The sequence below is a fragment of the Streptomyces sp. PKA51 genome (assembly GCF_057552455.1).
Genome location: NZ_BAAJPZ010000013.1, coordinates 69,890 through 81,901, shown reverse-complemented (window position 1 = coordinate 81,901; position 12,012 = coordinate 69,890). Strand labels below are relative to the sequence as shown.

Here is a 12,012-nt window from a genome sequence, read left to right as displayed (position 1 = left end):
TGATCCTGCGGGCTACTTCTTCTTGCCCTGGTTCTTCACGGCCTCGATGGCGGCCTTGGCGGCCTCCGGGTCGAGGTAGCGGCCACCGGGGGTGACCGGGCGGAAGTCGGCGTCGAGCTCGTAGGCGAGCGGGATGCCGGTGGGGATGTTCAGGCCCGCGATGTCGGCGTCGGAGATGCCGTCCAGGTGCTTGACCAGGGCGCGCAGCGAGTTGCCGTGCGCGGCGACCAGGACGGTGCGGCCGGCGATCAGGTCCGGGACGATGCCGTCGTACCAGTACGGCAGCATGCGGGTGACGACGTCCTTGAGGCACTCGGTGCGCGGGCGCAGCTCGCCGGGGATGGAGGCGTAGCGCGGGTCGTCGCTCTGGGAGAACTCCGAGCCGTCCTTGAGGGCCGGCGGCGGGGTGTCGTAGGAGCGGCGCCAGAGCATGAACTGCTCCTCGCCGAACTCCGCCAGGGTCTGGGCCTTGTCCTTGCCCTGCAGCGCGCCGTAGTGGCGCTCGTTCAGCCGCCAGGAGCGGTGCACGGGGATCCAGTGGCGGTCGGCGGCCTCCAGGGCGATCTGCGCGGTGCGGATGGCGCGCTTCTGCAGGGAGGTGTGGACCACGTCGGGCAGCAGGCCGGCGTCCTTCAGCAGCTCACCGCCGCGGAGTGCCTCCTTCTCGCCCTTCTCGTTGAGGTTGACGTCCACCCAGCCGGTGAACAGGTTCTTCGCGTTCCACTCGCTCTCGCCGTGGCGGAGGAGGATCAGCTTGTACGGTGCGTCGGCCATGCCCTTGAGCGTAATCGACGGGCCGAGCGCCTCGCGCCCCGGACGTTTGACGCCGATCGTCAATTGAATGGCGTGGACACGATCATTTCAGTAACGTGCGAGCCCGGTTGATACCACTTACATCGGGGGCGCGCATGTCGGTAGCACGGATCGGAAGGGCCGCTCGCAGGAGCGTCTCGGGGCTGCCGCGGCAGTTCTGGTGGCTGTGGACGTCGACCCTGATCAACCGGCTGGGCGCCTTCGTCGCGACCTTTTTGTCCCTGTATCTGACGATCGACCGCGGCTACTCCGCCTCGTACGCCGGCCTCGTCGCCGCCCTGCACGGCCTCGGCGGGGTGATCTCCTCCCTCGTCGCCGGCGTGATGGCCGACCGGCTCGGCCGGCGCCCCACCCTGCTGGTGGCCCAGCTGTCCACCGCCGCCTCCGTCGCCCTGCTCGGCTTCGTGCAGCACCCGCTGGCCATCGCCGCCGTCGCCTTCCTCGTCGGCATGGCCTCCAACGCCTCCCGCCCGGCGGTGCAGGCGATGATGGCCGACATCGTCCCGGCCGAGGACCGCGTCCGCGCCTTCGCGCTCAACTACTGGGCCATCAACCTCGGCTTCGCCTTCTCCTCGCTGGCCGCCGGCGTCGTCGCCTCCTACAGCTACCTCATCGGCTTCCTGGGCGAGGCCGCGCTGACCCTCGTGTGCGCCCTGCTGGTGTTCTGGAAGCTGCCCGAGTCCCGGCCCGAGCAGGCCGCCGCCGGCACCGGCGCCGCGCCGGACGAGCGCCCGGTGAGCCTGGGCACCGTGCTGCGCGACGGCCGGTTCATGGGAGTGGTCGGGCTGTCCTTCCTGATGGCTTTCATCTTCATGCAGCACTCGGTCGCCCTGCCGGTGGCCATGGGCGCCGACGGCTTCTCCCCCGGCGACTACGGCGCGGTCATCGCGGTCAACGGCGTCCTGATCGTGGCCCTGCAGATCCCCGTCACCCGCTTCATCGAGCACGGCGACCCGCGGCGGCTGCTGACCGTCTCCGCGCTGCTCGCCGGCTGCGGCTTCGGGCTGACCGCCTTCGCCGGCTCGGTCGGCGTCTACATGCTGACCGTCGTCGTCTGGACGTTCGCCGAGATCATCAACTCGCCGACCCAGATGGGCCTCGTCGTGCGGCTCTCCCCCGCCCAGGGGCGCGGGCGCTACCAGGGCGTCTACTCGCTGTCGTGGTCGGTGGCCGCGCTGGTCGCCCCGCTGGTGGGCGGCACGCTGATCGACCACTACGGGGCGGACGTGCTGTGGGGGGTCTGCGCGGTGGTCGGCGCGCTCGCCGCCGCCGGGTACTGGCTGCTGATGTGCGGGCTGCCGGCGCAGGACACCGCCGCCGGTGCGGCCGCGCCGGAGCCGGCCACCCGGCAGGCACCGAAGGCGAAGGCGGAGACGGACACGAAGACGGAGACGGAGGCGGCGTCAGCCTGACGTCGGCTCGTCCCGCGTCAGGCGCGAGAACGCCTCCAGGTTGCGCGTGGACTCCCCGCGCGCCGTGCGCCACGCGTACTCCTTGCGGATCGCCTCCGCGAACCCCATCTCCAGCAGCGTGTTGAAGCTGCCGTCCGCGTGCTCCAGGACGGTGCCCAGGATCCGGTCGATCTCCTCCGGGGTCACCGCCGCCAGCGGCAGCCGGCCCACCAGGTAGACGTCGCCGAGCCGGTCGATCGCGTAGGCGACCCCGTACAGCCGGGTGTTGCGCTCCAGCAGCCACCGGTGCACGGCCGCGTGGTTCTCGTCGGGGCAGCGCACGACGAAGGCGTTGACCGACAGGGAGTGCCGGCCGACCTTCAGCGAGACGGTCGTCGACAGCTTGCGCGTACCGGGGAGCTTGACGACGTACGTGCCGTCGGCAGGGCTCTCCCACTCCAGGTCCGCCTCGCGCAGCGTGCGCTCGATGACGGCCTTCGCTGCGGGCGTGGTCCGATCAGACATGTGCCGAGCGTAGGCGACGCCTGCGCTCGCCCATCGCCGCGGTGTACACCTCGGCCGTGGCGGCGGCCGCCGCGTCCCAGCCGAAGGACTGCGCATGGCGGGCCGCGGCCTGCCCCATCCGCTCGGTCAGCCCCGGGTCGTCGGCGAAGCGGGCGAGCGCACTGGCGTAGTCGGCCGGGTCGTGGCCCTCGACGAGGATGCCGCTGCGGCCGTCCGCGACGGCCACCGGCAGGCCGCCGACCGCGGCCGCGACCACCGGCGTGCCGCACGCCTGAGCCTCGACGGCCACCAGCCCGAAGGACTCGCTGTAGGACGGCATGACGAGGACGGAGGCGGCCCGGTACCAGTCGGCGAGGCTGTCCTGGCCGACCGGCGGGTGGAAGCGGACGACGTCGGCGATGCCGAGCCGGGCCGCGAGCTTCTGCAGGCCCTCCGGCTTGGCCAGGCCGCTGCCGCTGGGCCCGCCGACGACGGGCACGACGATCCGGCGGCGCAGCCCCGGCGCCCGGTCCAGCAGCTCGGCCACCGCCCGCAGCAGGACGTCCGGGGCCTTCAGCGGCTGGATGCGGCCGGCGAACAGCGGCACGAGGGCGTCGGCGGGCAGCCCCAGGCGCTCGCGGGCGGCGGCCCGGCCGCCCGGGGCGGGACGGAAGCGTTCGAGATTCACGCCGGGGTGCACGACGGCGACCTTCGCGGGATCGGCGTCGTAGTGGTGGACGAGCTCGCCGGCCTCGCCCTCGGTGTTGGCGATCAGCCGGTCCGCGGCCCGCACGATCTGCGTCTCGCCGATCACACGGGCGGCGGGCTCGGGGGTGTCCCCCTCGGCGAGGGCGGCGTTCTTGACCTTGGCCATGGTGTGCATGGCGTGCACGAGCGGGACGCCCCAGCGCTGGGCGGCGAGCCAGCCGACGTGGCCGGAGAGCCAGTAGTGCGAGTGGACGAGGTCGTAGTAACCGGGCCGGTGCCCGGCCCACGCCTGCATCACCCCGTGGGTGAAGGCGCACAGCTGGGCGGGCAGCTCCTCCTTGGCCAGACCCTCGTACGGCCCGGCGTCGATGTGCCGGACGAGCACGCCGGGCGCGAGCTCCACGGTGGGCGGCAGGGCCGCGGTGGTGGCCCGGGTGAAGACCTCGACCTCGATGCCCTGGTCGGCCAGCCGCTTGGCCAGCTCGACGATGTACACGTTCATGCCGCCCGCATCGCCCGTCCCGGGCTGGTGCAGGGGCGAGGTGTGCACACTCAGCATGGCCACCCGCCGCGGGCGCCGCCCGCCGAGGCGGCGCAGCGGCGGCTTCGCGAAGGAACCGAGCGTACGTCCGCGCCGCGCACCGAGCCTGGCTGCGTACTGGCTCACCGTGTGTTCCTCCGTCCGCCGCGGGGTTCTTTCCCCCTGCGGCTGCTCGCCCCGTCGACTGGTGGCAACGTCCCGAAGGCAGGTTCCCCTTCCCGGTTTACCAAAGAGTGACGTAAGCGGCTCGCCGCCTCACGATCCACGGGCCACCAAACATCCGACGTCCGATGTCAAGGTACCGTGACCGCATGAGCAAGGAACCGGCCCTCCGACCGGTGCGCCGCCCCGCCCTCTCCGACGAGGTCATCCACCGCATCCGGGCCCGCATCGCCTCCGGCGACTGGCCCGTCGGCACCCGCATCCCGCCCGAGCCCGAACTGATGCGCCGGCTCCAGGTCGCCCGCGGCACCGTCCGCGAGGCCGTGCGCGCCCTGACCCACACCGGGCTCCTGGAGGTCCGGCGCGGCGACGGCACGTACGTGCGCGCCACCAGCGAACTCTCCGGCGCCGTCGCCCGCCTCTACGGCGACGGCGACCTCGGCCAGCTCCGCGAAGTCCGCGCGGGCCTCCACGCCCAGGCCGCCCGCCTCGCCGCCGTACGTGCCGACGGACCGGCCCTCGACGCCCTGCACGACGCCCTCGGCCGACGCGCCGCCGCCTGGCACGCCCGCGACTTCGATGCCTGGTGCGACGCCGACCGGGCCTTCCACTGCGGCATCGCCGACGCCTCCGGCAACCCCCTCCTCGCAGAACTCCACCGCAACCTCACCGGCCCCCTGCGCACCGCCGCGGCCGACGCCTGGGCCGCCCCCGGCTTCCACGGCGCCGACCCCGCCGGCCACGAAACCCTGCTCGCCGCCCTGCGCGCCGGCGACCCCGCCGAGGCCGGCCGCCGGGCCCTGGACGGCGGTACCTGCCATGGCTAGGCCCACCCGCCCCGTCGGCTCCGCCACCCGCGGCACCACCAACCCCAACCGGCTGCGCCGCATGGACCGCTGGATCACCGCCGCCCACGCCCCCGCACTGCGCCGCAGCACCGACCCCGTCGCCGTCGACCTCGGCTACGGCGCCGCCCCCTGGACCGCCGTCGAACTCCTCGGACGCCTGCGCACCGTCCGCCCCGACGCGGAAGTCGTCGGCATCGAGATCGACCCCGCCCGCGTCGCCGCGGCCAAACCCTACGAACGCGACGGCCTCGGCTTCGCCCACGGCGGCTTCGAAGTCCCCCTGCCCGCCGGCCGGCGCGCCCTCCTCATCCGCGCGGCCAACGTGCTGCGGCAGTACGACGAGGACGAGGTCACCGCCGTCTGGCAACGCCTGTGCGGGCGGCTCGCACCGGACGGACTGCTCGTCGAGGGCACGTGCGACGAGATCGGACGCCGGCACGTATGGGTGGCCCTCGGGCCCGAAGGGCCCCGCACCATCACCTTCGCGGCCCGCCTCGGATCCCTCGGCACACCCTCCGACCTGGCCGAACGCCTGCCGAAGGCGCTCATCCACCGCAACGTGCCGGGGGAGGCGGTGTACGCCTTCCTGCGCGACTTCGACCGCGCGTGGGCGGCGGCGGCCCCCTACGGCGCGCTCAGCGCCCGCCAGCGCTGGATCCGCACGGCGACCACGCTACGGGCCGACTGGCCGGTGACGGACGGCCCGGTGCGCTGGCGCCAGGGCGAGCTCACGCTGCGCTGGGACGCGCTGGCCCCGGCGCGGTAGCGCTCAGGGCCGCAGCCCCAGCACGGACAGCAGCGCATCCACCAGCGGCCTGTCGCGGTCGTGCGTCAGGCGCCAGCGCGCGGCCTCCGGCCCCAGCCACAGCAGCCGGTCGACCTCGCGGCTCGGCACGAAGCGGCCCCCCACCGCCTCCGCCGCCCACCAGTGGACTTCCTTGGGCCGCCCGTCGACCAGGTAGCGGGACACCGGCAGCCGGGCCCCCGGCTCGCACCGCATCCCGGTTTCCTCCAGTACTTCCCGCAGCGCACCGCTCAGCGGGTCCTCGCCGCGCTTGAGCTTGCCCTTGGGCAGTGACCAGTCGTCGTACTTGGGCCGGTGCACCAGAGCCAGTTCCACCGGTCCGGGCGAGGTCGCGCGCCGCCACAGCACGCATCCCGCCGCCCGCACCACGGGCGCCGTCACGGCACGATCCTCTGCCACATGCGTCCGAAGGCGTAGCGCGCGGCTTCCACCTCGTGCCGCTGGTCGGCGTGGAGGACGCCGAGCGCGTACGCCGTGGCGGGGGCGATGCGCGGCGTGCGGGCGGCGGACGCGGCGGCCGCCGCGGCGTCGGCGGCGTCGCGGTGCCGGTCGAGGGCCTGGCCGGCGCCGAGGAGCCGTACGGACAGGGAGGGTTCGGCCTCGGTCTGTTCCTGTTCGTCGAGGACTTCCTGCGCGTACCGCCGCAGCCGCACCAGGCGCCGTACCTGGTGCCAGGGCGCGTCCTGCCGGGTCTCGGCGGGTGGTGCGTCCGCGGCGGTGGTGGCGGCGAGGCCGTGCAGCAGGGCTTCGGCGTTGTAGGGGCGGCCGGCGGTGGCGAGCGGCAGGGCTTCGACGGCGTCGGTGAGCCGCCGGTGGGCCTGGTCGGCCAGGCGTGGCAGAACGGCCGCGGCGGGTGTCTCGCGCGCGACGGCGTCGAGCGGCACTTCGGAGGCGAGGACGGCGACCGCGTCGGCGACGGCGTGGAAGCGGGCGGAGCCGAGCGCCTGGAGGGCGGCGGAGTGGGCGCGGGTGCGGGCGAGGGTGAGTTGCCGGTCGAGGAGCGCCCCGGCGCGGGCGGCGCCGACGGTGGCGGGGCCGCCGGCGCCGGCGAGCCGGTGCAGTGCGCCGCGCAGCCGGGCGAGCCGTGCGGCGTGGGTGTGTTCGCGGCCGATGACGTCGCAGAGCCAGCCGAGTTCGCCGCGCAGCTGGTCGGTCCAGGTGGGGTCGGTCAGGGGCCGGTAGACGTGCAGGGTGCCGGCGATGCGCCGGGCGGAGCGGCGCAGCAGGCGGGCGGCTTCGCCGGCGTCCTCGGCGTCGACGCCGCTGTCGGCGTGCAGGCGCAGGCTGCGCAGGAATTCCACGGCCTGGGCCTGGAGGTAGCCGGAGAGGACCTCGCCCGCGCTCGTCGTCGTGTCGGCGCCTGCCGCGAGGGGCGCCGGTGCGTCATGCGGTAGCTGAGCCACGCCGGCGCCTCCGTGCGTCGATGAGGATCTCCTGCACGCTGCGCAGCGGCCGGCCGTCGGTGTCGGTGGCGTGCCGCGTCCATTCGCCGTCGGGGCCCAGGTGCCAGGAGGCGGTGTGGTCGGAGACGCCGAGTTCCAGCAGTTTGCCGAGGGAGGTCCGGTGGGCGGGGTCGGTGACGCGGACCAGGGCCTCGATGCGCCGGTCGAGGTTGCGGTGCATCATGTCGGCGCTGCCGAGCCAGACTTCGGTGTCGCCGGCGTTGGCGAAGGCGAAGACGCGGGAGTGTTCGAGGAAGCGGCCGAGGACGCTGCGGACGCGGATGTTCTCGGACAGTCCGGGGACGCCGGGGCGCAGGGCGCAGATGCCGCGTACCCAGATGTCGACGGGGACACCGGCGCGCGAGGCGCGGTAGAGGGCGTCGATGACGGCCTCGTCGACCATGGAGTTGACCTTGATGCGGATGGAGGCGGGCCGGCCGGCGCGGTGGTGGGCGACTTCTCTGGCGATGCGCTGGACCAGCCCGTCGCGCAGGGAGCGGGGGGCGACGAGCAGGCGCCGGTAGGTCTCGCGGCGCGAGTAGCCGGAGAGCCGGTTGAACAGGTCGGACAGGTCGGCGCCGACCTGGGGGTCGGCGGTCAGCAGGCCGAAGTCCTCGTAGAGCCGGGCGGTCTTGGGGTGGTAGTTGCCGGTGCCGACGTGGGAGTAGCGGCGCAGCGTGTCGCCCTCCTGCCGGACGACGAGGGAGAGCTTGCAGTGGGTCTTGAGGCCCACGAGGCCGTAGACGACGTGGCAGCCGGCCTCTTCGAGCTTGCGGGCCCATTTGATGTTGGCCTGCTCGTCGAAGCGGGCCTTGATCTCGACGAGGACGAGCACCTGCTTGCCGGATTCGGCGGCGTCTATGAGGGCGTCGACGATGGGCGAGTCGCCGGAGGTGCGGTAGAGCGTCTGCTTGATGGCGAGCACGTCGGGGTCGGCGGCGGCCTGTTCCAGGAACGCCTGGACGGAGGTGGAGAAGGAGTCGTACGGGTGGTGCAGCAGGACGTCGCGCTCGCGCAGGGCGGCGAAGATGTCGGGTGGGGAGGCGGACTCCACCTCGGCGAGGTCGCGGTGGGTGCCGGCGACGAACTTGGGGTACTTCAGCTCCGGTCGGTCCAGGGCGCCGATGGCGAACAGCGCGGTCAGGTCGAGCGGGCCGGGCAGCGGGTAGACCTCGGCGTCGGAGATCTTCAGCTCGCGCACCAGCAGGTCGAGGACGTAGGGGTCGATGGTCTCCTCGACCTCCAGGCGCACCGGCGGGCCGAAGCGGCGGCGCATGAGCTCCTTCTCCAGCGCCTGCAGCAGGTTCTCGGCGTCGTCCTCCTCGACCTCCAGGTCCTCGTTGCGCGTGACCCGGAACATGTGGTGCGCGAGCACCTCCATGCCGGGGAAGAGCTCCTCCAGGTGGGCCGCGATGACGTCCTCCAGCGGCACGAACCGCTGCGGGGACGCCTCCAGGAAGCGCGGCAGCAGCGGCGGCACCTTCACGCGGGCGAAGTGGTCGTGGCCGCTGACGGGGTTGCGCACGACGACGGCGAGGTTGAGCGAGAGCCCGGAGATGTACGGGAAGGGGTGCGCGGGGTCGACGGCGAGCGGGGTGAGAACGGGGAAGATCTGCTGCCGGAAGAGGGTGAAGAGCCGGCCCTGCTCCTTGTCGGTCAGGTCGGGCCAGCGGATGAGGTGGATGCCCTGGTCGGCGAGCTCGGGGGCGACGTCCTGCTGGAAGCAGGCGGCGTGCCGGGCCATGAGCTCGCGCGAGCGGGTCCAGATCAGCTCCAGCACCTCGCGCGGCTGCAGCCCGGAGGCGGAGCGGGTGGCCACGCCGGTGGCGATGCGGCGCTTGAGGCCGGCGACGCGCACCATGAAGAACTCGTCGAGGTTGCCGGCGAAGATCGCCAGGAAGTTGGCGCGTTCCAGCAGGGGCGTGGCCGGGTCCTCGGCGAGCTCCAGCACCCGTTCGTTGAAGGCGAGCCAGCTGCGCTCGCGGTCCAGGAAGCGGCCCTCGGGCAGCGGCTCGGCGCCGTCCTCGCCGGTGGCCGCCAGCTCCTTGATCCCGAAGGCGTCGAGATCGGCCCCCACCTGGGGCACGCCTGCGACGACGGCCGCGTTCGGCCGGTGGGCGGCGATGAAGCCCACCGAGTCGGTCGTGGTGTCCGGGGCCGGAATCCTCGACGGCTGGCTCATACCTTCATTGTTCCGCGCCTCGGGCCGGTCGGGCGCGTCCGGGGCCGGGGCGGGGGCGGCGCGGAGCCGTCGTCCTGGGGCGCGGGTCGGGGCGGGCTGCATTCGCCAAGGCTCGCAACCGTGGTTTAAGCACGGGTAACGTCCACATGGCGTCCAGGGGATCTCCGGCACCGCGCCCCGCCCCGGCTCAGGGGTGGGTGCGGCGGCTCAGGGGTGGGTGCGGCGCATCAGCCACACGGCCGCGCCGGCCACCAGCAGCGCCAGCGCCGTGCAGATCCCCGCCTCGGCCCACAGCAGGGGCTGCATGTGGGAGCCGGGATGGTACTCCAGGTACCAACCGACCGCATGGTGCCGGGCGAGGCAGTCCGCGGGCCCCACGCCGATGCCGCAGTCCGGCTCGGGAAGGTGGCCGCCGGAGCCGTCGACCATGCCGCGGCCGACGATCCAGTCGCTGTTGCCCCTGATCAGGCCCGGCATGTCCCGGGAGAGCTCGGTCGCCGGGGCGACCAGGCGGTCGCGCAGCCACTGGACCGGCAGCAGCAGCACCTGGAGCGCGAGGATCGTCACGCCCAGGGCGGGCAGCGCCCGCCGCAGCAGCAGGCCGGCCAGGGCGCCCACCGCGAGCCCGAGCAGGGCGTGGGCGACGGGCACGGGGCCGAGCATGTCGGTGTTGCGCCACCACCACTGGCCCGGCAGGTGCTCCAGGGGCAGGCTGCGCCAGGTCCAGGCGTAGGCGGCCGACAGCACGGACACCCCGGCCAGGAGGGCCACGGCCGGCAGGGCGAGCTTGGCCGCGAACCACCGCATGGGCGAGATCGACTGCGTCCAGGCCACCCGGTACGTGCCGCTCTCCAGCTCCCGGGCGATCACCGGGCCCGCGACGAACGCGCCGACCAGCAGCGGCAGGAACTCCAGGAACCGGCCGATGTAGTGCAGCGGGTCGCCGTACGCATCGTTGAGGTGCCGGAACGCCTCGGGACCGGACACATCGTGACCGGCCGTGTAGCCGGTGATGCCCGAGCGCAGCCACACCAGCGTCCCCAGGAGTGCGGCCAGCAGGCCGAGGGCCGACCAGGCGGCGACGCGGTGCCGGCGCAGGACGAGCCAGGTCGCGCCGCGGGTGCGGCCCTTCTGCAGGAACGTTCCTGCGTCGATCGTCGTCACGCCGCCTCCTTGCGTCCCGATGCCGTGCGGTACGAGGGCGTACGCGGCTCCGCGCTCGGCGCGAGCAGCGGTGGCGCCCCGGGCGAGCGCAGGTGGGCCAGGATCAGCTCCTCCAGGGTCGGCTCGCTCACCTGCCAGCCGCCGGCCACCGGACCGTCCGTCCGCAGCAGCGCGGTCAGCTGACGGCCCGTCGTCCGCGACTCCACCACCGTGTGCGGGGCGAACGCGCGCGGCGTGCCCGCCTCCTCGTGGCGCCCCATGACCAGCCGGTGCGCGGAGAGAAGGTCCTCCACCTCGCCGGCCAGGCGCACCCGGCCGCCGGCCACCAGCAGCAGGTAGTCGCACGCCCCCTCCAGCTCGGCGAGGATGTGCGAGGCGATGACGACGGTCGTGCCGTGCTCGGCCGCCTCGGCCATCAGCAGGGCCATCATCTCGTGGCGCACCAGCGGGTCGAGGTCGCTCATCGGCTCGTCGAGCAGCAGCAGTTCGGGCCGCTTGCCCAGGGCCAGCGCGAGCGCAACCCGGGTGCGCTGGCCGCCGGAGAGCGCACCCACCCGGGCGCCGGACGGCAGGTCGCCGCCGCGCACGATCCGCTCGGCGGTGGCCGCGTCCCAGCGGCCGGGATTGAGGTGCCGGCCCATGCGCAGCGTGTCCGCCACCGTGAAGTCGGGGTAGAGCGGCTTGTCCTGTGCGACGTACGCGACCCGGGGGCGCACCCCGGCGTCGCCCGCCGCGCCGCCGAACACCTGCAGCCGCCCCTCGGCCGGGCGCATCAGCCCGGCCGCCAGCGACAGCAGCGTGGACTTGCCGGCCCCGTTGGGGCCGACGAGGGCGCACACGCGCCCGGCGGGCACCCGGAAGCTGCACTCGCGCAGCGCCCAGCGGTGCCGGCGATAGCGCGCGCCCAGGCCGACCGCCTCCAGGGCGGTCCCGCCGGGCGCGAAGGTCAGATCGGTCATGCGGTCCCCTCGCGCACGTCGTGGAACGTCTCCTCCAGGACGGACGCGAGCAGGGCCGCCACGTCCTCCCGGTCCAGCCCGGCCGCGCGGGCGCGGGCCGTCCAGTCGGCCAGCTCGGCGCGCAGCGGCGAGTCGGCGGCGGCTCCCGGCCGGGCCAGGGACCGCCGTACGAACGTCCCCAGTCCGGGGCGCGCCTCGACCAGGCCCTCGCGGTCCAGCTCGCGGTAGGCCTTCAGGACGGTGTTGGGGTTGATGGCGGTGGCCGCGACGACCTCCTTGGCCGTGGGCAGCTTGTCCCCCGGCGCGAGGAGCCCGAGCCGCAGTGCCTGCCGGACCTGCTGGACGATCTGCAGGTACGTGGCGACGCCGCTGCGCCGGTCGATACGAAACTCGACCACGCCTTCCACCCTTTCACTACTTCATTAGTGAAAGGGTGCTGGACGGGCCCGGGCCCTGTCAATCCGCACCACGGCCGGGACGGGGTGGCGCCCGG

General features: G+C 74.0%; 12 protein-coding genes. 3 read left to right on the top strand and 9 right to left on the bottom strand.

The window, feature by feature from the left end; all coding sequences use genetic code 11:
• Positions 1-12 precede the first annotated feature (12 nt).
• Entirely contained in the window at positions 13-774 is a 762-nt protein-coding gene (locus AC27L3_RS20070; RefSeq protein WP_487235422.1) for a phosphoglyceromutase, read from the bottom strand.
• 134 nt (positions 775-908) lie between these two features.
• Here AC27L3_RS20070 and AC27L3_RS20065 point away from each other — a divergent pair, with 134 nt between their 5' ends.
• Entirely contained in the window at positions 909-2,225 is a 1,317-nt protein-coding gene (locus AC27L3_RS20065; RefSeq protein WP_487235421.1) for an MDR family MFS transporter, read from the top strand.
• On the opposite strand, the gene AC27L3_RS20060 is transcribed toward AC27L3_RS20065, so the two are convergent.
• Both AC27L3_RS20060 and mshA read right to left on the bottom strand, forming a co-directional pair.
• Positions 2,217-2,729, bottom strand: a complete 513-nt coding sequence (locus AC27L3_RS20060; RefSeq protein WP_487235420.1) for a type III secretion system chaperone family protein — start codon at positions 2,727-2,729, stop codon at positions 2,217-2,219. The genes AC27L3_RS20065 and AC27L3_RS20060 overlap by 9 nt on opposite strands.
• A complete protein-coding gene (gene mshA / locus AC27L3_RS20055) occupies positions 2,722-4,083 on the bottom strand; it encodes a D-inositol-3-phosphate glycosyltransferase (protein ID WP_487235419.1) in 1,362 nt (453 codons plus the stop codon). Before mshA ends, AC27L3_RS20060 begins: the two co-directional genes overlap by 8 nt.
• 185 nt (positions 4,084-4,268) lie before the next feature.
• On the opposite strand from mshA, the gene AC27L3_RS20050 reads away from it, so the two are divergent.
• Both AC27L3_RS20050 and AC27L3_RS20045 read left to right on the top strand, forming a co-directional pair.
• Complete coding sequence (locus tag AC27L3_RS20050) at positions 4,269-4,946, top strand: FadR/GntR family transcriptional regulator (RefSeq protein ID WP_487235418.1); 678 nt, start codon at positions 4,269-4,271, stop codon at positions 4,944-4,946.
• Entirely contained in the window at positions 4,939-5,733 is a 795-nt protein-coding gene (locus AC27L3_RS20045) for a class I SAM-dependent methyltransferase (protein ID WP_487235417.1), read from the top strand. The genes AC27L3_RS20050 and AC27L3_RS20045 overlap by 8 nt, the downstream gene beginning before the upstream one ends.
• Positions 5,734-5,736: 3 nt before the next feature.
• Here AC27L3_RS20045 and AC27L3_RS20040 read toward each other — a convergent pair whose 3' ends face one another.
• The 6 genes from AC27L3_RS20040 to AC27L3_RS20015 all read right to left on the bottom strand — a co-directional run bounded on the left by AC27L3_RS20040 (position 5,737) and on the right by AC27L3_RS20015 (position 11,917).
• Entirely contained in the window at positions 5,737-6,153 is a 417-nt protein-coding gene (locus AC27L3_RS20040; RefSeq protein WP_487235416.1) for an NUDIX hydrolase, read from the bottom strand.
• Positions 6,150-7,175, bottom strand: coding sequence for a CHAD domain-containing protein (locus tag AC27L3_RS20035; RefSeq protein ID WP_487235415.1), 1,026 nt, complete (start codon positions 7,173-7,175; stop codon positions 6,150-6,152). Before AC27L3_RS20035 ends, AC27L3_RS20040 begins: the two co-directional genes overlap by 4 nt.
• Complete coding sequence (locus tag AC27L3_RS20030; RefSeq protein WP_487235414.1) at positions 7,156-9,396, bottom strand: RNA degradosome polyphosphate kinase; 2,241 nt, start codon at positions 9,394-9,396, stop codon at positions 7,156-7,158. Before AC27L3_RS20030 ends, AC27L3_RS20035 begins: the two co-directional genes overlap by 20 nt.
• A gap of 207 nt (positions 9,397-9,603) precedes the next feature.
• Positions 9,604-10,560 carry a hypothetical protein gene (locus tag AC27L3_RS20025; protein WP_487235413.1) on the bottom strand — a complete coding sequence of 319 codons (957 nt, stop codon included), beginning with the start codon at positions 10,558-10,560 and terminating at the stop codon, positions 9,604-9,606.
• The gene (locus AC27L3_RS20020) at positions 10,557-11,519 is read right to left on the bottom strand and encodes an ABC transporter ATP-binding protein (protein ID WP_487235412.1); all 963 of its coding nucleotides are present in this window, start codon (positions 11,517-11,519) and stop codon (positions 10,557-10,559) included. The genes AC27L3_RS20025 and AC27L3_RS20020 overlap by 4 nt, the downstream gene beginning before the upstream one ends.
• Positions 11,516-11,917, bottom strand: coding sequence for a GntR family transcriptional regulator (locus AC27L3_RS20015; RefSeq protein WP_487235411.1), 402 nt, complete (start codon positions 11,915-11,917; stop codon positions 11,516-11,518). Before AC27L3_RS20015 ends, AC27L3_RS20020 begins: the two co-directional genes overlap by 4 nt.
• Positions 11,918-12,012 lie beyond the last annotated feature (95 nt).

Coding starts and splice junctions, on each gene's coding strand:
- AC27L3_RS20070 (WP_487235422.1), bottom strand. CDS start 774: ATGGCCGACGCACCGTACAAGCTGATCCTCCTCCGCCACGGCGAGAGC.
- AC27L3_RS20065 (WP_487235421.1), top strand. CDS start 909: ATGTCGGTAGCACGGATCGGAAGGGCCGCTCGCAGGAGCGTCTCGGGG.
- AC27L3_RS20060 (WP_487235420.1), bottom strand. CDS start 2,729: ATGTCTGATCGGACCACGCCCGCAGCGAAGGCCGTCATCGAGCGCACG.
- AC27L3_RS20050 (WP_487235418.1), top strand. CDS start 4,269: ATGAGCAAGGAACCGGCCCTCCGACCGGTGCGCCGCCCCGCCCTCTCC.
- AC27L3_RS20045 (WP_487235417.1), top strand. CDS start 4,939: ATGGCTAGGCCCACCCGCCCCGTCGGCTCCGCCACCCGCGGCACCACC.
- AC27L3_RS20030 (WP_487235414.1), bottom strand. CDS start 9,396: ATGAGCCAGCCGTCGAGGATTCCGGCCCCGGACACCACGACCGACTCG.
- AC27L3_RS20020 (WP_487235412.1), bottom strand. CDS start 11,519: ATGACCGATCTGACCTTCGCGCCCGGCGGGACCGCCCTGGAGGCGGTC.